This is a genomic window from Clostridioides sp. GD02377 (genome assembly GCF_045899875.1).
In the GTDB taxonomy this organism is placed as follows: Bacteria; Bacillota; Clostridia; order Peptostreptococcales; family Peptostreptococcaceae; genus Clostridioides; species Clostridioides difficile_A.
The window spans coordinates 159,332-182,760 of the sequence record NZ_JBJODA010000003.1 but is presented as its reverse complement, the minus strand read 5'-3'; the positions used below and the strand labels follow the sequence as shown (position 1 = coordinate 182,760).

At 28.4% G+C, this 23,429-nt stretch carries 20 protein-coding genes; 14 read left to right on the top strand and 6 right to left on the bottom strand.

From position 1 onward, the window contains the following. Positions 1–4 precede the first annotated feature (4 nt). The 6 genes from Q3304_RS03810 to Q3304_RS03785 all read left to right on the top strand — a co-directional run bounded on the left by Q3304_RS03810 (position 5) and on the right by Q3304_RS03785 (position 6,340). Positions 5–688 carry an ABC transporter ATP-binding protein gene (locus Q3304_RS03810; RefSeq protein ID WP_054271126.1) on the top strand — a complete coding sequence of 228 codons (684 nt, stop codon included), beginning with the start codon at positions 5–7 and terminating at the stop codon, positions 686–688. Then, on the top strand, positions 681–3,068 hold the full coding sequence (locus tag Q3304_RS03805) for an ABC transporter permease (protein WP_407813795.1): 2,388 nt from the start codon (positions 681–683) through the stop codon (positions 3,066–3,068). The genes Q3304_RS03810 and Q3304_RS03805 overlap by 8 nt, the downstream gene beginning before the upstream one ends. Before the next feature lie 269 nt (positions 3,069–3,337). Next, positions 3,338–4,480 carry a pyridoxal-phosphate-dependent aminotransferase family protein gene (locus tag Q3304_RS03800; protein WP_407813794.1) on the top strand — a complete coding sequence of 381 codons (1,143 nt, stop codon included), beginning with the start codon at positions 3,338–3,340 and terminating at the stop codon, positions 4,478–4,480. Between the two features lie 23 nt (positions 4,481–4,503). Beyond that, positions 4,504–5,028: an ECF transporter S component gene (locus tag Q3304_RS03795; RefSeq protein ID WP_054271123.1), complete on the top strand. Its 525-nt coding sequence runs from the start codon at positions 4,504–4,506 to the stop codon at positions 5,026–5,028. 103 nt (positions 5,029–5,131) lie between these two features. Further along, positions 5,132–5,950 (top strand): DUF6597 domain-containing transcriptional factor, encoded by an 819-nt coding sequence (locus tag Q3304_RS03790; RefSeq protein ID WP_407813793.1) that lies wholly within the window; start codon positions 5,132–5,134, stop codon positions 5,948–5,950. A 78-nt stretch (positions 5,951–6,028) separates the two neighbouring features. Continuing rightward, positions 6,029–6,340, top strand: coding sequence for an antibiotic biosynthesis monooxygenase (locus tag Q3304_RS03785; RefSeq protein WP_219673232.1), 312 nt, complete (start codon positions 6,029–6,031; stop codon positions 6,338–6,340). A 99-nt stretch (positions 6,341–6,439) separates the two neighbouring features. On the opposite strand, the gene Q3304_RS03780 is transcribed toward Q3304_RS03785, so the two are convergent. Both Q3304_RS03780 and recX read right to left on the bottom strand, forming a co-directional pair. Further along, the gene (locus tag Q3304_RS03780; protein WP_407813792.1) at positions 6,440–8,443 is read right to left on the bottom strand and encodes an alpha-amylase family glycosyl hydrolase; all 2,004 of its coding nucleotides are present in this window, start codon (positions 8,441–8,443) and stop codon (positions 6,440–6,442) included. 152 nt (positions 8,444–8,595) lie between these two features. Beyond that, positions 8,596–9,234, bottom strand: a complete 639-nt coding sequence (recX, locus tag Q3304_RS03775) for a recombination regulator RecX (RefSeq protein WP_054271119.1) — start codon at positions 9,232–9,234, stop codon at positions 8,596–8,598. Between the two features lie 275 nt (positions 9,235–9,509). Between recX and nadD the strand changes: the two genes are divergently transcribed. The 4 genes from nadD (at position 9,510) to leuS (ending at position 14,009) form a co-directional block, all read left to right on the top strand. Continuing rightward, a complete protein-coding gene (gene nadD, locus Q3304_RS03770) occupies positions 9,510–10,199 on the top strand; it encodes a nicotinate-nucleotide adenylyltransferase (RefSeq protein WP_054271118.1) in 690 nt (229 codons plus the stop codon). Continuing rightward, complete coding sequence (gene yqeK, locus Q3304_RS03765) at positions 10,200–10,772, top strand: bis(5'-nucleosyl)-tetraphosphatase (symmetrical) YqeK (protein ID WP_054277225.1); 573 nt, start codon at positions 10,200–10,202, stop codon at positions 10,770–10,772. 115 nt (positions 10,773–10,887) lie between these two features. Further along, positions 10,888–11,238, top strand: coding sequence for a ribosome silencing factor (gene rsfS, locus Q3304_RS03760; RefSeq protein ID WP_054271116.1), 351 nt, complete (start codon positions 10,888–10,890; stop codon positions 11,236–11,238). A gap of 350 nt (positions 11,239–11,588) precedes the next feature. Beyond that, entirely contained in the window at positions 11,589–14,009 is a 2,421-nt protein-coding gene (gene leuS, locus Q3304_RS03755) for a leucine--tRNA ligase (protein ID WP_074178459.1), read from the top strand. A gap of 86 nt (positions 14,010–14,095) precedes the next feature. On the opposite strand, the gene Q3304_RS03750 is transcribed toward leuS, so the two are convergent. Beyond that, complete coding sequence (locus Q3304_RS03750; protein WP_054271114.1) at positions 14,096–15,091, bottom strand: asparaginase; 996 nt, start codon at positions 15,089–15,091, stop codon at positions 14,096–14,098. 120 nt (positions 15,092–15,211) lie between these two features. Beyond that, positions 15,212–16,840: an aspartate 4-decarboxylase gene (aspD, locus tag Q3304_RS03745; protein WP_407813791.1), complete on the bottom strand. Its 1,629-nt coding sequence runs from the start codon at positions 16,838–16,840 to the stop codon at positions 15,212–15,214. 658 nt (positions 16,841–17,498) lie between these two features. Between aspD and ilvA the strand changes: the two genes are divergently transcribed. From ilvA to Q3304_RS03725, 4 genes are all read left to right on the top strand, one after another. Next, on the top strand, positions 17,499–18,716 hold the full coding sequence (gene ilvA, locus Q3304_RS03740) for a threonine ammonia-lyase (protein WP_054271112.1): 1,218 nt from the start codon (positions 17,499–17,501) through the stop codon (positions 18,714–18,716). Between the two features lie 94 nt (positions 18,717–18,810). After that, entirely contained in the window at positions 18,811–19,191 is a 381-nt protein-coding gene (locus tag Q3304_RS03735; RefSeq protein ID WP_003416451.1) for a RidA family protein, read from the top strand. A gap of 167 nt (positions 19,192–19,358) precedes the next feature. Next, a complete protein-coding gene (locus Q3304_RS03730) occupies positions 19,359–20,117 on the top strand; it encodes a helix-turn-helix domain-containing protein (protein WP_054271111.1) in 759 nt (252 codons plus the stop codon). Positions 20,118–20,163: 46 nt separating this feature from the next. After that, a complete protein-coding gene (locus Q3304_RS03725) occupies positions 20,164–20,883 on the top strand; it encodes a transglutaminase-like domain-containing protein (RefSeq protein ID WP_407813790.1) in 720 nt (239 codons plus the stop codon). Positions 20,884–21,020: 137 nt separating this feature from the next. Here the strand turns inward: Q3304_RS03725 and Q3304_RS03720 are convergent, their stop codons facing one another. Together Q3304_RS03720 and Q3304_RS03715 are read right to left on the bottom strand one after the other, a co-directional pair. Then, positions 21,021–22,421 (bottom strand): MDR family MFS transporter, encoded by a 1,401-nt coding sequence (locus tag Q3304_RS03720; protein ID WP_054271109.1) that lies wholly within the window; start codon positions 22,419–22,421, stop codon positions 21,021–21,023. A 3-nt stretch (positions 22,422–22,424) separates the two neighbouring features. Further along, the gene (locus tag Q3304_RS03715) at positions 22,425–23,315 is read right to left on the bottom strand and encodes a TetR/AcrR family transcriptional regulator (RefSeq protein ID WP_074178455.1); all 891 of its coding nucleotides are present in this window, start codon (positions 23,313–23,315) and stop codon (positions 22,425–22,427) included. Between the last annotated feature and the right edge of the window lie 114 nt (positions 23,316–23,429).

Below are 23,429 nucleotides of genomic sequence, written 5' to 3'. Positions count from 1 at the left end.
TTTTATGAAAATACTATATACTGAAAACTTATCAAAACATTATGGAACAGGAGAGAGCTTAGTAAGAGCTTTAGATAATGTCAACTTAGAAATAAATGAAGGTGAATTTGTTGCAATAATAGGAAAATCAGGTTCTGGAAAAAGCACTCTTTTACATATGATTGGAGGTCTTGATATACCTACATCTGGGAATGTATATATAGATAATAAAAACATATTTACATTAAAAGAAGAAGAACTTGCTGTATTCAGAAGAAGAAAAATAGGATTTATATTTCAAAGTTATAACTTGATACCATCTCTTAATGTGTGGGAAAATGTAGTGTTACCAATTGGTCTAGATAGTAGAGAAGTAGATGAACAATTTATAAAAGAGCTTTTAAAATCATTGGGACTTGAAAATAAACACGATGTTTTGCCAAATACATTATCAGGTGGTCAACAACAAAGGGTGGCAATAGCAAGGGCATTAGCTACAAGACCAGCTATAATACTTGCAGATGAACCAACTGGAAACCTAGATTCTAAAACATCTGATGAAGTTATGAGTATTCTAAAGTCTATGTCTAAGAAATACAGTCAAACTTTAGTTATGATAACTCATGATGATAGTATAGCTCAAATGGCTGATAGAGTTATATTTATAGAAGATGGTAGGGTATCAAAGGTTGGTGATAAAAATGATTAATACTACTAAAATAGCAAAAAGTAATCTAAAGCAAAATAAATCAAAAAGTATTCTAATAATAATTACTATAATACTTTCAACTTTAATGCTTTCATCTATTGGAATTTATATTGTTGATGCAGGAACCTATCAGAAAGAAAATACTATAAAGTATTCAGGTAATTATCAAGGTATATTAGCTAATGCGGATGAAAAACAAGCTAATATATTGAGTAATCATGCAGATGTAGAGTTAACTGGTAAAATGAATGGAGTAGGTTTTGAGAAGTTAGAAGATGATTCAAATATTTCTCTAGCATACATGAATGAAGATGCTTTAAAATTAAATAATTTTGAGTTTGTCAAAGGGAAGTTACCAACAAAAGAAAATGAAATTGTGTTAGATAGAGGAGCTTTAAAAGCACTTGGTTATAGTAACAAAAACTTAGGTGAAAAGATAAAAATATCTTATAATGATTATAAAAGCGATAAAAGAATTGAAAAAGAATTCATTATAACTGGAATTTTAAAAACTAGTGAAATATCTGAAGCAGGTAAATTTTATTCAGCTATTATATCAGAAACATATATGAAAAATACTAGAGATATGTCACAAGAAGATTTTAATATATATGTGAAATTAAATGATAAAAGTAATTTATCGATAGAACAAGCAAAATCAAAATTAAATAAGGTTGCTAATGATATAGGATTGGATACTATTAATGTAGCTGTAAATGAAAATTATATAAATGCTTTAAAACCTGATATGGAAACAATTATGGGTGGAGTATTTGTAGGACTAGTAATTGTATTGTCTAGTATTTTAGTAATATACAATATATTCTACATTTCAATAGTTACGAAGGTTCAAGAATTTGGAAAGCTTAGAGCAATTGGTGCGACTAAAAAACAAGTAAAAAATATAGTATTTAAGGAAGGTTTTATCTTAGCAGGGATAGCAATACCAATAGGAACAATCTTAGGATATGCACTTTCAAATATTATAATAAAATCAGTTATGGATATAGATATAAAATCATCACAATTACCAGTTATATTATTGGTTATAATAATAAGCTTTATGTCTGTTGTGTTATCACTTTTAAAGCCAATGAAAGTAGCATCAAAAGTATCTATAGTTGATGCAGTAAGATATACCGGAAATAAAATAAGTAATAAAAATAAGAGAAAAGGTTATAAAAATATAAATTTAAAGAGATTATCACAAGCTAATTTAGAAAGAAATAAAAAACGTACTTACATGACATTGGTATCTCTTATATTGAGTGGAACTATATTTATAACAGTATCAACTGCCTTAGAAAGTTTTGATGCTGAAAAGATGGCAAGAGCAAATTTTCCTTATGATATAGAGGTTAGCCTTGCTGGTTATGAAATGGATAGTGATAAAAATCCTAAAAATAATTTGAATATTTTGCAAATGAATAATCCTTTAAGTAAAGACTTTTTAAATCAAATAAAAGATATAGAGGGAATTAAAAAGATAGAGTCTGCAAGAAGTGTAAAGGTTGGAATGGATGATTATGATGTTGAATTTAAACATGACCTTTTACAGAGTATAGATGAAAATGATGTCAAAGCATTAAATAATAATTTAGTAGATGGAAAAATAAATTTTGAAAGACTGCAGACAGGAGATGAAATAGTAATTACTCATGTTGATACAGCAAAAGAAATGGGAGTAAAGGCAGGAGATAAAATAAAATTAACTCTATATGATGGAGATAAAATAATAAAAAAAGAATTTAAAGTTCAAGCAATAGCTATGGGGTCTCCAAGCTTTGGCATAGGAAAAGATTTTATAGATAGAACTTTGAAACATGATTCAACAAGTAGTTTAGGAATATATACAGAAGAAGGAAAGTATCAAGAAATAAAAGATAGTATAAAGAAAATCGCTAAATCTAATGGTTTTTTAGAGACAGATTTTTTAGATAGTAGAGTAGAATCAAATAAGGCTGTGATTTCATTTATAAAGATAATGGGATACACTTTAACATGTATAATAGGTGTGATTGGATTTATGAATCTTGTAAATACAATGATAACTAGTATAGTTACTAGAAAGAAAGAACTTGGTATGCTTCAAGCTATTGGTCTTACTAATAAACAATTAGTAAAAATGCTTAACTCAGAAGCTATATATTATACTTCTAGAATGATGATAGGAAGTATTTTATCTGGAGGAATATTAGGATATATTGCTGTTATATTTCTAAAAAAGACTGGATTATCTTATGCAACATATGCTTTACCAATAGTACCAATCCTATTGATGGCTGTATGTATTCTTATAGCTCAATTTATAACAACGTATTTAATAGGAAAAAGTTTCAATAAAGAATCACTTATTGATAGAGTAAGATATAGTGAATAAAATATGGATATTTAATGGGTAGTTTTTAAGTAATAAAAAGAAGAATATAAAAAGATAAGTAAATAGATTAAAATATATAGATACAGAGTAGATATTCTAAAATGATATTTGCTCTGTATTTTATTGTGCAATTATTTGTATGTCTAATAGAGGAGATTGTTTATAGGGGAAATGTATTGGTACAATTTTAAAAAAACATAAAATTGTACCATATAAAATGAAAATTTTGTATAATAATCGTATAGAAAATAAAAAGGAGCTGAATATATATGAACAATAAAATTAATTATGCACCAGGACCAACAGAAACTAGGGAAAATGTAAGATTAGCAAGAGCAGAGAAGACAACAAACCCAGATATAGATGTTGATTTTGTTGAATTTTATAAAAAGACATGTGAAAAGTTTGGTAATATAGTTGGTACAAAAAATGATGTTTACATATTGAGTGGAGAAGGTATATTAGGGCTTGAAGCTGCATGTGCATCACTTACAGAAAAGGGAGACAGAGTCCTTGTAATTGATAATGGGATATATGGAGAAGGTTTTAAAGATTTTGTAACAATGTATGGTGGAGAGTATGTGCTTTTTTCAAGTAAATATACTAAAAGTATAGATGTTGATGAATTAAAGGCATTTTTAGATAAAGATAGTAACTTTAAGTATGCAACAGTTGTACACTGTGATACTCCAACTGGTGTACTAAACGATGTAAGTAAAATATGCCCATTACTTAAGGCATATGGAATATTAACTGTAGTTGATTCTGTAGCAGGTATGGTTGGAGAGAGATTAAATGTAGATGAATCTAAAATAGACATAATATTAGGTGGTTCGCAAAAAGCTATCTCTGCACCAGCAGGTCTTACTATAGTTGGGATAAGTAAAGATGCAAAAAATTGTATAAAGAATAGAAAAACGAATGTAACAGGTTTTTATTGCAATTTAAATATATGGGAAGGTTATTATGAAAAAAAATACTTTCCTTATACAATGCCAATAAGCGACATAATAGGTCTTGATAAAGCTCTTGATAATATATTAGAAGAGGGAATAGAAAAAGTATTAGATAGACATGAAAAAATAGCTTATAGTGTCAGAAAATCTATTGAGGAATATGGTATAGAATTATTTTTAGAAGAAGGGTATTCTAATACAGTCACAGCTATAAAAATTCCTGAAAGTATAGGAGCTTTAAAACTTACCAAATACATGCTTAAAAATTATAATACACTTGTTGCAACATCATTAAATCAATACATGGACACTATTTTAAGAATAGGTCATATGGGAGAAAATGCTAATCTAAACAAAATAGAACACATACTAAATATTTTGGATAAAAGTTTAAATACATTAGGATTTAAAGGAAATGGAAATTTATTAGATTTATTTAATAAGTATTATTTTTAATAGTTAGACAAGGGGGATGAAGCATGGAAATTATAGCTAAACAAAAATTTACGACGAAAGACATGGTAGAAACTTCACTATTAATAGCTTTAGTGTTTATTGCAACCAAATTTATAAATATAAGATTGCCAATATCTATAAATGGTGGGCTTGTTCATTTAGGAACAGCAATGTTATTCATATCAGCGATAGTATTTGGAAGTAAGAAAGGTGCTTTATCAGGTGCTATTGGTATGTCACTTTTTGATTTAATATCTGGATGGACTCTATGGGCTCCATTTACTTTTATAGTTAGAGGTATCATGGGTTATTTACTTGGAAAAATTGTATGGGCAAATGGCAAGAATGGAAACAATTTTTTAATAAATGTAATAGGAATAGTTGTTTCATCAATTTGGATGTTGTTTGGATATTATGTAACAGAGGTTATACTTTATGGAAATTTTGTAGTACCTCTTACATCAATACCAGGTAATTTAATGCAAGTATTAATAGGTCTTATAATAGCACTTCCTATTTCTAAAATATTGAAAAAATGTATGAAATGATAATAAAGTAGACTAAAATTTTCTGATAGCATAAATTATATTGTATAATATTAAGGTGAAGTACATAATAATAAAAATATTTTAGGATAGGGGCGAACTCAATATGTTATCAGTTACAAGATATTCAGTTAGAAGTGCTCGTTTAAAGCCATGGGTAAAGTTTATTTGGTATCTTAAGACAGATGAAAATATATTGTTAAACAATAAGTTATTACCCACAGATAGTATAGATATTATTCTTAATCTTTCTGATATTATAGAATATAAAATTGGAAACCAAAACTATACAACTAGTAATATACATTTTAATGGAATAAGAGACAAGTATGGATTTATCATTCAACGTGGAAATATACGTGTTATGGAAATTTCTTTTTATCCATTTGGTCTTTATCCATTTTTAAAGGTACCAATTTCAGAATTTAATGGTCAAATTGTCAATCTAGAACAAGTATCAGATATCTTTGCAAAAAAGTTGGAAGACTCTTTAAATAAAGAATCATCAATAGAAAATTCTATCTTGTACTTAGAAGAAGTATTATTATCTACAATGGATGAAGGTTTGATTGAAAATAAATCTGTAAAAATTTTGGATTCATTTATATATGACAATAGGTATAGTAATATAAAATCTTTTTGTGATGATATGAATATAAATATTAAAACTTTGGAAAGAATCTGCTTAAAATATACAGGATATACACCTAAAATTTTAAAGAGAATATGTAGATTTAAAATGGCAAGTAATCAGCTTATTCGTACCTATAAAAATAATGAACTTTTTGATTTTATCTATGAAAATGAGTACTATGACCAAGCACACTTTATAAAAGAATTTAAAGAATTTTCAGGGACATCACCAATTAAATTTATTAGTGAGAATAAGACTATTAAAGAAAATATAAGGTATAGTTACTTGTAATTACGCTGTCGATTTTTTACAATACCTCTAATTTAGTTTTTGATATGATATAAGAAAAATAAATTGGAGGTTTTGTATATGAAAATTATTACAGAGATAGTGGAGTTTAGTGTGGAAGAAAACTTGTCAAAAGGGGAGTTTATAGAGATTGTAAATGATTTAGAAATGAAATTTCATTCTATACAACCTGGTTTTATTGATACTGAGCTTTTACATGATGAAAAAAGCCAAAAATGGATTATGATACAACATTGGGATTCTATGGAAGACCTTAAGAATTCTTCTAGCAAAATGTTTAAGGAGTCTTCAACTGAGAAATTTAGAAAAGCTTTAAAAAGTCAAACTGTTAAAATGAACATAATACCACAAATTAAAAGCTGGAAATTATAGTTTTAAATCTAAAAAGTAATTAAACCACAAAAAAATAAATTAGCCAAATAACATTTTGTATTAAAATTGTTATTTGGCTTTTAGTATCTATTTTAATATTTAAATATTGTTATCTAAAAGAACTATTGCTGTACGAGAGGCAATAGGTAGTTTTGAAGATGGTGGGGCTGAGCTAAAATAGACATTATAGTCTAGTAAGTTTTCTTTTTTTGTGTTTCCTCCAAATTCTATCATATCAGTGCTTAGTACTGTCTTGTAGTTTGTATTTTGAAATTTTGAAATATCAACTGACTGTATTAGATTAGGGTGGAAATTAAATATAAATAAATATTTGCCTTTACTGTATACTAAAAGTTTTTTATCATTATCCATATGTATAAGTTCGTAGCCATTTTGGATAAAAACATCACTGTATTTTGTAAGTTCAAGCATAGCTTTATCAAAGTTTAATAATTGTTTATATTTTAAAGTATCATTTTCTGAAAGGCTCCATTGCCTTCTAGCATACTTATAACTCCAATTGTTTCCTTCTCGTGGAAAATCAATCCATTCAGGATGTCCAAATTCATTTCCCATAAAATTTAGATATCCTTCACCAGCTAGAGAAAAAGTTATTAATTTGATTAGCTTAATTAGAGAGATAGCTCTATTTATAATATGATTATTTGAGTTTATTTCCATGTTCCAGTACATTTCCTTATCAGCTAGCCAAAAAATAATTGTTTTGTCACCAACTAATGCTTGGTCATGAGATTCACAATAACCTATATTTTTTTCACCAGGGCGTCTAGTTGTAAGTTCATACCACATTTTACCCAAATCCCAATTTTCATCAGATAAGTTAGAAATAGTTTTTATCCAAAAATCTGGGACACCCATTGCAAGTCTATAGTCAAATCCAATTCCACCATCTTTTATAGGTATACACATACCAGGCATTCCACTCATATCTTCTGCAATACTTATTGAGTTAGGTTTAATCTCTTTTATCAATTCATTTGCAAATTGGAGATATGTTATAGCCTCAATATCTGTATTCATACTAAAATATTTTTTATAACTATCAAATGAAACTCCAAGACCATGGTTATGATATAACATTGAGGTTACACCATCAAATCTAAAACCATCAAAATGATACTCATCTAACCAAAATTTTATATTTGAAAGTAAGAAATGGATTACTTTAGGTTTACCATAGTTAAAGAGTTTTGTACCCCAAGCAGGATGATTTCCTCTTGGACCTGAGTGGAAGAATTGATGTTCACTTCCATCAAACTCATTTATTCCCTCTAGAGTATTTTTTACAGCATGAGAATGAACTAAATCTAATAAAACAGCAATTCCCATGGAATGAGCAGTATTTATTAGATTTTTTAAGTCTTCAGGAGTACCAAACCTAGAGGAGATTGCATAAAAATTTGAAACTTGATACCCAAAAGATGCGTAATATGGGTGTTCCATAATAGCCATAAGCTGAATAGTGTTATATCCAGATTTTTTTATTTTAGGAAGTATATTTTCAGTAAACTCACTATAAGTCCCAATAGATTCATTTTCAGTAGCCATACCTATATGACATTCATAGATTAGTGGAGAAGTTATGCTTTTTAAGTCAAACTCATTGTCAGTCCAAATAAATGGAGTCTCTGGCTGCCATACTTGTCCATTAAATCCACCAAAATCTTTTTGAATTACTCTTTTTATATATAGTGGTATACGGTCAAATGTTTTTCCATTTGCAATGACTTGTACTTTTACTTCTGACTTATGAGGTAAACTATCTTTGTTGGGAATAAATATTTCCCAATTACCAGAACCAATTTTTTTTAGAGGATGAGATTTTCTATTCCAATTATTAAAGTCACCAATTAACGATAAACTATTTGCATTTGGAGCCCATTCCCTGTAAAACCATCCATCATTTGTCTGATGAAAGCCATAGTAAAGATGAGCATTTGCAAAAGAACTAAAATCTTTATAATTGGTTAATAGTTTTGCTTTAACATCTTCATAATGTTTCATTCTCTTTTTTATATCAGATTCAAATGGCTGTAGGTATACATCAATATCTAAAATTTTAAATCTTTTTTGACTTTTCATTTTGTTTCTCCTCCATAATAAATATTACATCTAAAAAATAATATTTATCTCATACTATCTTCTCTATATAATTGATATATATTATATAATCCTAATAAAAAGCTTAAGCCACCAATGATTAATTTCATAATTTACCTCCTTAGTATTTACACTTATATATCATATTCATCAAAATTTAAAAGTTTGTTTAAAACTCTTTTAATAATATCATAATCAAAGCCTTTATAGGAAAGATGTTGAGAAATTTTTTGATATATTTTCTTTTTATCTTCCTTCTTTACCCTTTCAAACCTTTTCTTTGCTAGATACATAGCATTTTCAAATTCAGTATCCTTATCCAATTCAGACACAGCTTCATCAATTGTACTTCTATTGATACCTTTATTGTATAGATTTTGCTTAATTCTGTTTTTGCCACATCTATTTAAATTAACATTTGTATTAACTATTTTTTGAGCCAATACACTATCATTTACGAGATTATAATTTTTAAGAAAATCTATAACTCTATCAATTATGTTTTCATCAAATTCTGCTGATAACTTTTCTTTTATTTTTTTTTCGGACTGGTCAGCATGAGATAAAATATTTAGTGCTTTATTTTTAGCTTTTATATACATTTCATCATCCAAAATAGGTTTTAATTCGTCTTCATTTATTTCATTCCCTTTTTTTAAGTTGAATGTATAAACAAGTTCTTTAAATATAGCAATAAAAAATTTATCATCTACATAAATATTAACTCTATCATCATTTCTTTTTTGTTGTTCTATCTTAGTAATTATACCCATAAATCCTCCCTTTTTGTATGTAATTATATTAACAAAAGCAACTAATAAAATTTAATAAAAAACTTACATTTATATGTTATATTTTATCAAAATTAAGACAAAATAGTAAAAAGTTATTTTTATTAAAAAGTAAAGTAAAAACATGTTAAATAATTATTTTTTAAAGCATTTTTTATCATATAAATATAATTATATACCAAAAAAAATAAATTATAAGCTTTAAGAAATAAAAAATAATGGTACAATAGTATTATAACATTAAAAGGAGACAAAATATGAAAAGCGAAAATCTAGTTAAGAAGGCGGAGTTGAAAAATACTGAAAAACTAGAGAAATTTAATCGCCATAAAGGCAAAATCAAAATAGGTATATTGGGAGGTACTTTTGACCCTATACATTATGCTCATTTAGCAACAGCAGAATTTATTAGAGACAAGTATGACATTGACAAAATTATCTTTATACCATCAGGAAATCCACCACATAAGTTATGTATCACTACAGACAAGTATGATAGATATAATATGACACTTCTAGCAACTGAAAGCAATGAAGATTTTTTAGTTTCAAAAGTAGAAATCGAAAGAAAAAAAAGGACTTATACAATAGATACATTAAAATACTTGAAGAAAAAATACAAAAATGCAGATATTTATTTTATAACAGGGGCAGATGCTATTTGTAGTGTTGAAGAGTGGAAAGATGTAAAGAAAAACTTTGAGTTAGCTACCTTTATAGCTGCAACTAGACCAGGAATTAGTTTGTTAAGGTCACAAGAGACTATAGAAAAACTAACTAAAAAGTACGATGCTGACATTATAACAGTTTATGTTCCATCACTGGATATATCATCCACATATATAAGGGAACAGCTAAATGAAGGCAAGTCAATACGTTACTTAGTACCCGAAAATGTAGAAAATTATTTATATGAAAATAAACTATATCAATATGGAGATGATTAAATGAACTTAGAGAATATTAACCAGAGACTAAATCAAATGTTACCAGTGGGGAGGCTTAGCCACTCAAAAAATGTTGCAAAATGTGCTGAAAAATTATGTGAGATTTATGGGTGTGACAAAGAAAAAGCTTGTTTAGCAGGAATGATTCATGATTGTGCAAAGTATTTAAGTGATAAAGAAATAGAAGATTATGTAAATAAGTATGAAATATACTTAGACCCAATAGAGGATGGAAATCGCTCTCTATCTCATAGTGTAATTGGGTCATACATATGTCAGTATGAGTTTGGAATAGAAGATGAAGATATTATAAATGCAATCAAATATCATACAACAGGAAGAGAAGATATGTCTCTTTTAGAAAAAATAATTTACATAGCTGATTTAATTGAAGAAGGTAGAAAATTCCCAGTTGTAGATACATTAAGAGAGTTGGCATATGGAGGAAAGCTTGATGAAGCACTTTTAACTTCTTTTAACAATACTTTAATGTTTGTTATTAATAAAAAAGAAGAGATACATCCAAGAACAGTTATGGCAAGAAACTATCTAATTAAACAAAAGTTATTATAAAAAACATACATAAAGGCAAATATATTAATAAATTTAAAATTGACTATGTTACAAAATCGTATTAATATGTTACAATAACTAAGTGTATTTTAATTAGGAAAGTGAGGAATTTTATATGACAGTGGAACAAATGACAAAAATAGCATATGATGCCATAGAAGATAAACTGGGTCAAGATACAGTTATAATAAATATAGGAAAAGTTTCTAGTTTGTGCGATTACTTTATTATCACTACAGCATCTTCTCAGAGACAGGTAAAAGCTATTGCTGATAATGTAGAAGATGAATTAGCAAAACTAGGACTAGAGCCAAGAGGAAAAGAAGGACAAAGCACTCAAACTTGGGTACTTCTTGATTATGGAGATGTAATGGTTCATGTATTTAATGAGGAAAACAGAGGATTTTATAATTTAGAAAAATTATGGAAAGATGCGCCTTATATAGATATTGACACATTAGCATAAACATGATAATATATGTTATTATAGTTAGAAAATTTCAAAAATTATATTAAATTGAATAGACTAGAGCAGTAAAAGATTATATTTTTTCAGAGAGTTAGTGGAAGGTGAGAACTAATATTATATAACTTTGAACTTACTAGATTGAAATCTATTCTCCATAGCTGGATTAAAAGCTATCTAAGAGAGTCTATATAATGTAGACTAATTAGGGTGGTACCGCGAAGATTTATCCTCGTCCCTAAACGTAAGTTTAGTGATGGGGATTTTTTATTTTCAAGGCATTATTTGGAAATTATAAGTAAATAATATTAAATAAGGTAGTTGAACACAACTAAAATAGGAGGCAAAATATGAGCGTATATAATTTTAAAGAAGTAGAATCGAAATGGCAAAAAATCTGGAAAGACAATAAGCAGTATAAAATGGATACAGCACAAACTGAAAAACCTAATTATTACACATTAGAAATGTTCCCTTATCCATCTGGAAAGATACACATGGGTCATGTTAGAAACTATTCTATAGGTGATGTTGTCGCAAGATTCAAAAAAATGGAAGGGTATAATGTACTTCATCCAATGGGATGGGATTCTTTTGGTTTGCCGGCTGAAAATGCTGCTATAAAACATGGTATACATCCACACAAATGGACAATGGAAAATATAGAAGAAATGAAAGAACAATTAAATTTATTAGGTCTTAGCTATGATTGGGATAAGGAAGTAGCAACTTCAACTCCAGAATACTATAGATTTACTCAAGAGATATTTTTGAAGTTTTTAGAACATGGGCTTGCATATAAGAAAAAATCTTATGTTAACTGGTGTCCTTCTTGTGAGACTGTTCTTGCAAATGAGCAAGTTGTTCAAGGAGCATGTGAGAGATGTAAAGCAACAGTATTAAAGAAAGATTTGGAGCAATGGTATTTTAAGACTACTGAATTTGCAGAAGAATTACTTAATGATTTAGATACATTAGATGGATGGCCAGAAAAGGTTAAAATAATGCAAAAAAACTGGATAGGTAAGAGTACAGGAGCAGACTTAGTTTTTGATATAGATGGAACTGATAAGTCTATGACAGTGTTTACAACTAGACCAGATACAACTTATGGAGTTACTTATATGGTACTTGCTCCAGAACATGAGTTAGTTAAAGAATTGGTTGCTGGTACTGAATATGAAGCAGAAGTTGAAGCTTTCGTTCAAAAAATGCATACAATGACAGAAATAGAAAGAACAGCTGCTGATGTAGAAAAAGAAGGAATGTTTATAGGTAGATATGTTATAAACCCTTTAAATGGTAAGAAGGTTCCTTTATGGATAGCTAATTATGTATTAGTTGAATATGGAACTGGAGCTATAATGGCAGTTCCTGCACATGATGAAAGAGATAGAGATTTTGCTGAGAAATATAATTTAGATATAATAGATGTAATAACAGAAGATAACAAAATAATAAATTCAGAAGAGTTTAATGGATTAGATGCTTCAGAAGGATTTGAAGGAATAATAGATAAATTAGAAAAAGAAGGTAGAGGAAAGAGAACTATTAACTATAGATTAAGAGACTGGTTAGTTTCAAGACAAAGATACTGGGGTTGTCCTATACCTGTAGTTTATTGTGATGAGTGTGGAATAGTTCCAGTTAAAAAAGAAGATTTACCAGTTCTTTTACCAACAGATGTTGAGTTTACTGGAAAAGGTGAATCTCCACTTACTACTTCAAAGCAATTTATGTCAACAACTTGTCCTCACTGTGGAAAACCAGCTAGAAGAGAAGTTGATACTATGGATACATTTGTAGATTCTTCTTGGTATTTCTTAAGATATGTGGATAGTAATAATGAAAATGAGCCATTTAGTAAAGAGTTAGTTAATAGATGGCATCCAGTAGACCAATATATAGGTGGAGTGGAACATGCTATAATGCACTTATTATATGCAAGATGGTTTGTAAAAGCATTTAAGAGCATGGGTATGGTAGATTTCGATGAGCCATTTAAAAACTTACTTACTCAAGGAATGGTTCTTATGGATGGTTCTAAAATGAGTAAATCTAAAGGCAATACAGTATCACCTATGGATATAATTGATGAGTATGGAGCAGATACTGCAAGACTTTTCGTATTATTTGCAGCACCACCAGAAAGAGATTTAGACTGGTCAGAGCAAGGTGTTGATGGATGTTTTAGATTCTTAAATAGAGTTTATAGATTGGTTGATGAGTTAGCAGATGTAGTTAAAAAGGATGTAGAGTTTGGAGAATTAAATTCTCAAGATAAAGATATGAGATATACTATACATTCTACACTTAAAAAAGTTACTGCTGATTTAAGTGAAAAATTTGGATTTAATACTGCTATATCAGCTCTTATGGAATTAATAAATGATATGTATAAATATAAAGAATTAGATAATATAAATGAAGCAGTTATAAAAGAAGGTGTACAAACTATAGTAACTATAATAGCACCATTTGCACCTCATTTAGGTGAAGAATTATGGACTATGATAGGTAAAGATGGAAGTGTATTTGATATAGACTGGCCTAAGTATGATGAAAAAGCTTTGGTAAAAGATGAAATAGAAGTTGTTGTACAAGTTAATGGAAAAGTTAGAGGAAAATTAACTGTTAACTCAAATATATCTAAAGAAGAAATGGAAAAAGTAGCTTTAGAAGATGAAAAAATAAAAGGATTAGTTGAAGGTAAAACTATAGTTAAAGTTGTTGCTGTACCTAAGAAGTTAGTCAATGTAGTTGTGAAATAAATCAAAACTATAAGATAAAATAAGACCCCTATTACAAGTTAATTAAAAATTGTAATAGGGGTTTATTATTTTAAGATTTATTATAATTAACAGTAGATTCCTTTTTCAAAGAAGTCTTTGATTTCATCAAGATTATCAGTTTTCCCAAGTGCTAATATAAGTTTTATTCTAGCTTTTTGACCTGGAAGGTCTCCACCAAATATACATCCAAGATTTTTTAAATCTCTACCAGAACCATAATAACCATAGCTATCAAACACTCTACCTGAGTGGCATCTAGAAACTATAACAACAGGAAGTCCTTTTTCTCTAGCATATTCAACTCCAGAAAGCATATGAGGAGGAATATTACCTCTACCCATTGCCTCAATAACTATACCTTTATATCCACTATCAACAGCAAATCTTATAAAATCTGCATTCTCTCCTACATATGCTTTAAATAAAGCAACTTTAGATTCTACCTTATCAGTATCTATAATTGTTCTATTTACAATATCTCTTGTAAGAACAAGTTCATTGCAGTCAATTATTCCTAATGGACCACTAGTTAAAGATTTAAATGTATTTAAAGAAAGAGTATTTGTCTTAGTAGCCTCAGAAGCTAATAATACTTCGTTATTTAGGACTACAAGAACACCTTTGCCCATAGCATCTTTAGATACAGCAGTACAAACTGAAGCAGATAAATTACTTGAACCATCATATCCAAGCTCAGAGCTACTTCTCATAGCACCTGTGACTATTACGGGTTTAATGTTATCAATTGTAAGGTCTAGAAAATAAGCTGTTTCTTCTAAACTATCTGTACCATGTGTTATTACAACTCCTGTAATATCTTTTCTTGCTAATAAATCATTTACATAATTTTTCAATTCCATCATTCTATAAGGCGTTATATGAGGTCCTGGAATTTCATCAAAGTTAAAGACCTCCACATCTGCGACTTTATCAATATTGGTAACCATTGATAATATTTGTTCCCCCGATAAAGTTGGTATAGCAGCTCCTACTTTATCATCTACTGTCATAGATATAGTTCCACCAGTAAAAACTATGGCAACTTTTTTCTTAATACTCATACTATTCTCTGCCTTTCATAAATAAAATTTATAATTCCGATAGGATTATATCAAAAAAAGTAGCTAAGGTCTACATAAATTCTTTTATTCATATAATTTAGATATTTCAGTGTAATATAACTATTTCTTAGTTTTTTGCCATTCAGTAATGTAACCATTTAGTATTTCTCTGATAGCTTTTCCTATCTTAGTGTAAGCCTCATCATATAAATTTGCTAGAGATATTCTGATTGACCATTCAGGACCATAAAATCCATTTCCACTAAGTAAGACTACAGAATAGTCATTAGCTAATTTATAAAGAACATCCACTGGAGCAGAAACTTTACTTATAAATTTAAATAAATCTTCTCCATAGTTTAATTTAGCCCATTCTTCAATATCAAATTGAGTATAATATGCAGCATTATTTTTACTTTCATTGATTGGAAGCTCTAAAGCTTCAAACAATAGTTTTTGACGTCTATGACAGATACTCATATTAAGTTTTTTGTAGGCATCAACTTTGTCAATTAAGGCAAATGCAGAGAAAAATGCCATTTGTACTTGCTGAGGAGTAGAAAGACCAGCAGTATGATTAAGAGCAACAAGTCTACTATCAGCAACAACTCTTTCCATAAATGAAAGACTAGAAGGATTAAGACTCATATCACTGTAACGCTTATCTACTGATTTTTTTAATTCTCCAGTTAAATCATTTATTTTCTTATCAAAAACATTCTTCTTATGAAGTGCAAATGTACCAAGTCTCCATCCTGTAACTCCAAAATATTTTGAATAAGAATAAACCCCAACAGTGTTGTAAGGAAGTTTTGACATCAATGATGAAAAGTCTTCTACAAAAGTTCCATACACATCATCTGATATTATCATTAAATCTTTATTATAATTCTCAATCACATCTATTAGGTTATTACAAGATGTGTCATCCATAGCTATAGATGCAGGATTATTAGGATTAACAACAAATAAAGCTTTAATAGACTTGTCACGAAGTTTTTCTAATTCTTTTTTAGTGTATTGCCATGTATGAGCACCTTTTTCATCAACTGCATTAGCATTTATATTTACAACTTTAAAATCATAACGAGGAAGATTAGGTATTTCAAGATAAGGTGTAAATATTGGAGTCATCAAAGCTATAGTATCACCTTTTTTTAGTAGTTCATTAGCCATTAATGAATCAAAAATATAACACATGGCAGCTGTAGCACCTTCAACAGCAAAAATCTCTACATCACCATATTTACCTGATATATCATATTTCATTTCTTGAACCAAGTAATCATGCACTATTTTTTCCATATGAGGTAACATTCTATCTGGAAGTGGATAGTTATCACCAATAATTCCATCAGCTAGTTCATGAACAAATTCATCTCCATCAAATCCAAGTTCATTTATACCAAAGTTTATAATATCTCTAGCTAAGTATGCTCCAGGCATATCTATATTTTCATTTATAAATTTAAAAAATCTTTCTTTTATACCTTTCTTTTGAGGCATTCCAGCCAAATGACCTAAATCCCAATTAGAACGAGTTTCAGTAATAGCAAAATGACCAAAAGTAAAAAAGGCTTCTCTAGCAGTTGAACAAGTCCAATTTGGATTACCACGACCTGCATCAAGTAACTCTCTGTTATTTTCTTTTGCAGTGTATTTTGCAATATCTATTAATTTGTCCTTAAATTCAAAAGGGCTTATTTTTCCATATATGTTTTTGATTTCTTTATAAGTATTATTTTTCATGTTAAATTCCTCCTTATGTAATAAGTTTCACATTTTTATAATAAAATAAACAAGTTAGCAAAATGATTATACTTTAATTATAATAGGTTTATAGAAAAAGTAAAGTATAAAATTAAAATGATTATTCTATTTAACCTTATTAAATATATATTAAAATAAAAAACACCTTTTAATAAAAAATGATTGTTATATAAAAGAAATCTTCAATTTTATTGGTATTTTAGTTTTTTTATTATATTTTATTATTAATGTATAGTTTTCTAATTTTGAATAAAAATAAAGTAAAACTTTCTTTTAAATTGAAGTTGTTTAGTAATATATGTTTATTATTATTTTGTTAACTTTAATAAGATTAAAAAAAGCCAAAAAAATAGTTTGTAAGTAAATAAAATAATATAAAATACAAATTTTAATAAAAATAATAAAGAATACATTGTTATTTTGATAAAATTGTAAAATATATTTTTAAATTATCATTTAATGTAATTTAAACGAATTGAAGATATGTGTTTATTGTATTCAATTGTTGTATTTTTAGTTTTTTTGTGATTAATTAAAAAATTATAAAAATCGTTTACATGTTGATTTTTAAAAAAAAAAGATATAGAATTATATAGAAAGTAATAAACAAAAATTGGATTTACGGGAGTGGAATAAAATGATAAACGTTACCTTAACAGATGTGAAAGAAGCTAGAGAGACCATCAAAAACATAGTAAAAAGAACTGACTTACTTGAAAGTGTTAAACTTAGCGAAAAAACAGGAGCAAATGTGTTCTATAAATGTGAGAATCTTCAAAAAACAGGTTCTTTTAAATTAAGAGGAGCTTGTAACAAAATAGCAAGTTTAACAGATGAAGAAAAAGCAAATGGAGTTATAGCTTCAAGTGCAGGAAATCATGCTCAAGGTGTTGCATTAGGGGCAAAAATGACTGGTATAAAATCTACAATAGTAATGCCAGCAACTGCACCTTTAGCAAAAGTTAGTGCAACTAAAGGTTATGGAGCAGAAGTAGTTTTAAATGGTGCAGTTTATGATGACGCGTATGCAAAAGCTGTTGAAATACAAAAAGAAACAGGAGCAACTTTCTTACATCCATTCAATGATAAATATGTTATAGCAGGACAAGGAACTATATCTCTTGAGATTTTCGAACAATTAGACAATAAAGTTGATACTATATTATGCCCAGTTGGTGGAGGTGGAATCATCTCTGGTGTAGCTGTAGCTGCAAAAGCATTAAATCCTAATGTGAAAATAGTTGGTGTTCAAACTGCAAATATACCTTCAATGAAAGAATCAGTTAAAAATGGAAAAGTAACAACAGCATTTAATGATACTACAATAGCTGATGGTATAGCTGTTAAAACTCCAGGAGATTTAACTTTTGAAATAATAAACGAATTAGTTGATGAAATAGTTGTGGTTGAAGAAACAGAAATTGCAGAATCAATATTATTTATGATGGAAAGTCAAAAAATAGTTTCAGAAGGTGCTGGAGCTGTATGTACAGCTGCTATATTAAGTGGTAAGTATGTACCAGCAAAAGATGAAAATGTAGTTTGTATAATATCTGGTGGTAACATAGACATAAATACATTATATAGAATAATAGGTGTTGCTTTAGCTAAAGAAGGAAGAAGATATTCATTTAGTACAATTATGGAAGACAAGCCAGGAAACTTTGCTGAATTAACTAGAATAATAAGTGAGAATGGTGGAAACATTTTAAGTGCTAATCAAGGTAAATTATCAGCAGGAGAAGCTCTAGGAAAACAAAGTGCGGAATTTATACTAGAGACAATAGATTATGACCATATAGCTAAAATAAAGAAAGCTATAGAAGACAAAGGTTTTAAAATTATAGAATTATAGTAAAAAGTGTATATAATATACAAGAAAAATAGTATAATAGTGTATGAAGATACATTTTATATGTATCAGATTAACGAATTAGGAGGATTTTAAAATGAAACATGAAGTAATACATACTAATGATGCACCAGCAGCTTTAGGACCATACTCTCAAGCTATAAAAGCTGGAAACTTATTATTTGTATCTGGACAAGTTCCTCTTGTACCAGAGACTATGGAAGTAGTTGAAGGAGATGTACAAGCTCAAACTGCTCAATCTTTAAAAAATCTTAAAGCTATATTAGCTGAAAGTGGAGCTGATTTTTCAAATGTAGTTAAAACTACAGTATTTATAAAAGATATGAATGAATTTGGAGCTATAAACGAAGTTTATGCTGAATATTTTGGAGAAAATAAACCAGCAAGAGCTTGTGTAGAAGTTGCTAGATTACCAAAAGATGTTAAAGTTGAAATAGAAGTAATAGCTGTATTATAAGAATATATAATTTGGAACATGTAGCTATTAGATTAGGCATGAATTCTTGGGTATTTTTATCCTAAGGATTCATGCCTTTTTGCAGGTCTTTTATCAAAATGTATTCACAAATATAGGACAATCTATTAAAATAAAGAGTGATATTTTTAGAAGAAGGAAGTGATACAATGAACATTATAAATAAAATTTTTTGGCAAGAAGATAGAATTAGTATGATTACAAATCATTTAGAGGCAGATAAACATAGCCATTGGATGTTACAACTATTTATAGGAATAGAAGACAGCATTGAAATAACAGTCAATGAAAAATTAGTTAAATGTAATTGTATCGTAGTAGATAAAAATATCTCTCACTCATTTTCAGCAAGAAAAAAAGTTTATTATTCTGCTCTTATTGAACCTACATCTATATTTGCAGAACAGCTTACCTCAAAAATGAATGATTTTGGATATTGGATATGTGAAAAAGATGGATTAGATGAATTACGTCAACAAGGAACTTTTTTGATATATCAATCTAGTGAAGAACAGTATTTAAAGTTTATGAAAATGCTTAACAACTATTTGAATTTCCCTGAAACTATCAAATACTATGATGATAGAATTACAGAATTGCTTCAATTATTACATACTTGTAATTGTGATAATCATACGATTTCAAACTTTGCAGATAAAGTGGCACTATCAGCAAGTAGATTATCACATTTGTTTAAAGAGCAAATTGGTATACCTTTAAAAAGCTATATTTTACTTCATCAAATGGAGCGTGCTTTTGGAGAATTGCTTTCTGGGAAAAATGTTACTGAAGCTTCTATGATTGCTGGATTCGACACTCCATCACATTTTGCAGGAACAGTTAAGCGTATGATGGGAATGCCCGTTTCTTTATCTTTAAAAGATAGCGAGTTTTTGAAAGTATATTAAATATTCTCGTTATATAATGAAGTTGTATTAAGAAAGGGGATTTATTATGAATAAAGAATATTTAGAAGAAACAAAAATGCTAAACTATAGTGACCCACAACTTAAGTTTTTGGTATCACTTAAGAAGTGGTTAGATTTAGATGATTTTCATAAAATAAAATCTATTTATGAGTTTGTCCAAAATGATATTTTATTTGGCTATAATGCTTCTGATATGTTGAGGGCAACACAGGTACTAAATGAAGGTATGGGACAATGTAATACAAAAGCTACTCTTTTAATGGCATTATTGCGTTCAGTGAATATCCCTTGTAGGCTTCATGCTTTTAATGTAACAAAAGACTTTCAACGAGGCGCTACATCTAAATTGATTTCATTATTAGCACCAAAATATATTCTTCATACTTGGGTAGAGGTATTTTATCAAGATAAATGGATTGCTCTAGAGGGAGTAATAACTGATAAAAAATATTTAGAAGCAATTCAGAAGAAATTTATTAACCAGAATGGAACATTCAAAAAGTATGCAATAGCCACAAATGATTTGAAAAACACATCTATTGATTGGGATGGTAAAGATACTTTTATTCAAAAAGAAGCTATAGCATATGATTATGGTGTTTTTTCTTCACCAGATGTATTTTTCTCTACTCATTCACAACATCTATCAAAATTAAAAAACTTCATCTATGTGCATTTTATTAGAAAAATAATGACAAAAAATGTATGTAAGATTAGAAACAATTATTTTGGCAAAAATAACTGAGTGTTCAATGTATAGAGCCTATATAGGAAAATATAGCATAATTAAAAATATGATGATTAAAATAAATAAAAAGGAGTTATTACATAGCAAACTTAAACTGTTCATGTGACAACTCCTTTTTTATTAACTTCTTTTTGTTAGCCTCTAATAATTTGACGTTCTTTTATAAAACATATAGAAATAACTAAACCAATAAATGCAAGAGTAGCAGCTGTTGAAAATGCAACATCCATTCCATGTATGTTAGACAGAATAGCTGAACTCATATGAGCTTTTTTTGTAGCAGATGTCATTATAGTAATAAGTACAGCAGAGCCTATAGCACCAGATATTTGTCTAAGTGTACTATTTATTGCTGTAGCATGAGATATAAGTTCCCTATCCAGAGTTTTAAGTCCCCAAGTAGTTAATGGCATTAGAACTAGTGAAATACCAATCATACGTATACAATACATTAATGATACATGAATTAAAGAGGTATCTTTACCTAAAAAAGCAAAAGACAAAGTTCCTAAAAATAAACAGCCAGTTCCTAATATTGATAAAGCTTGAGGTCCATATTTATCTAAATGGCGACCTGCAATTGGATTTAATGCAACCATCAGTATAGCACCTGGCATCATTAAAGAACCTGAAACTAGTGCAGAAAAACCTCTTACAGATTGTATATATAGAGGAATCATTAATGTAGCAGACATCATTGAAGCATACACAATCATAATCAATACTGTAGAAATTAGGAATGGTTTATTTTTGAAAACTCTTAACTCTAAAAATGGTTCTTTAGATTTTAATTGGCGTAATGTAAATAATATTAATGATATAATTCCTATAATTATTGGTAAATATGTGGCAATATTAGTCCAGCCATAATTACCTTGATTAGTAAATCCAATCAATAAACCACCAAATCCTAGAGAAGATAGTATTATTGAAGGTATATCCAATTTTAGTTTTTGAGCTTCTCCAACATTTTTCAATAGAATAAATGAAAGTATAACATCTAATATAGCTATAGGTGAAAGAAGTAAAAATAAACTATGCCAACCAAATGAATCTACCAACCATCCAGATAAAGTTGGTCCTATAGCTGGAGCAAATCCTACTGTGATACCAACTAAACTCATAGCTGTACCACGTTTTTCAACAGGACATAAATAGAGTATAATGACCTGTAGTAGTGGCATTAAAGAACCAGAACCAACTGCTTGTAATACACGAGCAACTAGCATAGTTGAAAAGCTATTAGAAAAAAGTGCAATGACACATCCTAGGGAAAATATAGTCATTGATGTAATGAATAATTTTCTAGTACTAAACCTATTTATCAAGTAAGCTGTTGTAGGTACAATAATACCTGCAATAAGTAGATAAATTGTTGTTAACCACTGACCAACATCAGCAGTAATTTTAAAATCTGACATTATATTAGGTAATGCAGTTGATAATAATGTCTGGCTAAGAGAGCTTATAAAAGCACCAGTCATTACGATTGCTATTATTAAATTTCCTTTTTTGTTATTACTTTGGGTTTCCATGATTTATAACGTCTCCTTTTTTAATTGATTTTTAATACTGTTCAACAAAAGTACTTTTGGTCTCAAAATGTCTTCTTTTTCTAAGTATGTAATCATTGCATCCATGATTAAAGAATCATATTGTTGATTTTTTTCCTCAATATATAATTTTTTTGTTGCCTCTAGTAGCTTGGGATTTTCAAGGAGTGAAGTATCCGTTTTTATTAGTTCCTCTATATCTTGTATCGTTTTAAAAAATAGCGATTTATTATGAATGGAAAAGTAGGCTTCATCTTCTTGTTCATATAAAAACATTGATTTTTCAATTAAAGGATTTAGATTATTAATATTTTCTACAACTAAATCTAAAATTTGTATAGTGAATTCAGCAATAAAGTATACATTCACTTCTCTTTTTTGTATGTGAATAATATACGTAAACTGATGAATTAATGCATCCAATAAGAAAACTAAATCGAATATATTGTTTTCTATTTTATCCCCGTAGTTATCGAATAAACTGAGTTTGTATTCATTCAATAAGTTAGCTCGAGTTTTTTTTTGTAATTTACTCGTAGTATTACGTTGCGCCTCAGAAAAGTTTTCTCTTATATAGGTGTTTATAGTAGTTCTAGAAAAAATATTTTCCCATACAGCAATTATCTTTCTTCTTAACTTCTCAGATGATGGAATATCCTTATTTTCATTAATGGAATGTATAATTTCCAAGAATTTTTCATCATAATAATTGATTATTTCGCAGATAAAAATTTCTTTAGTTTCAAAATGTTTATAAAAAGTAGCTTTAGACATTTTACATTCTTTTACAATATCTAGTATCGAAGTATTTTGAAAACCTTTCTGGTCAAAAATTCTTTGTGCAATAGTTATAATGAGTCTTTGTTTATCCGTCACTTTACTATCTCCTTTCATATAAAAACATAAAGTACTAAAGAGTACTTTAGAGTTTCTATAGATATATTATACACTATTTGGAAAAAAAATCAATATATGTACCATTAACCTGAG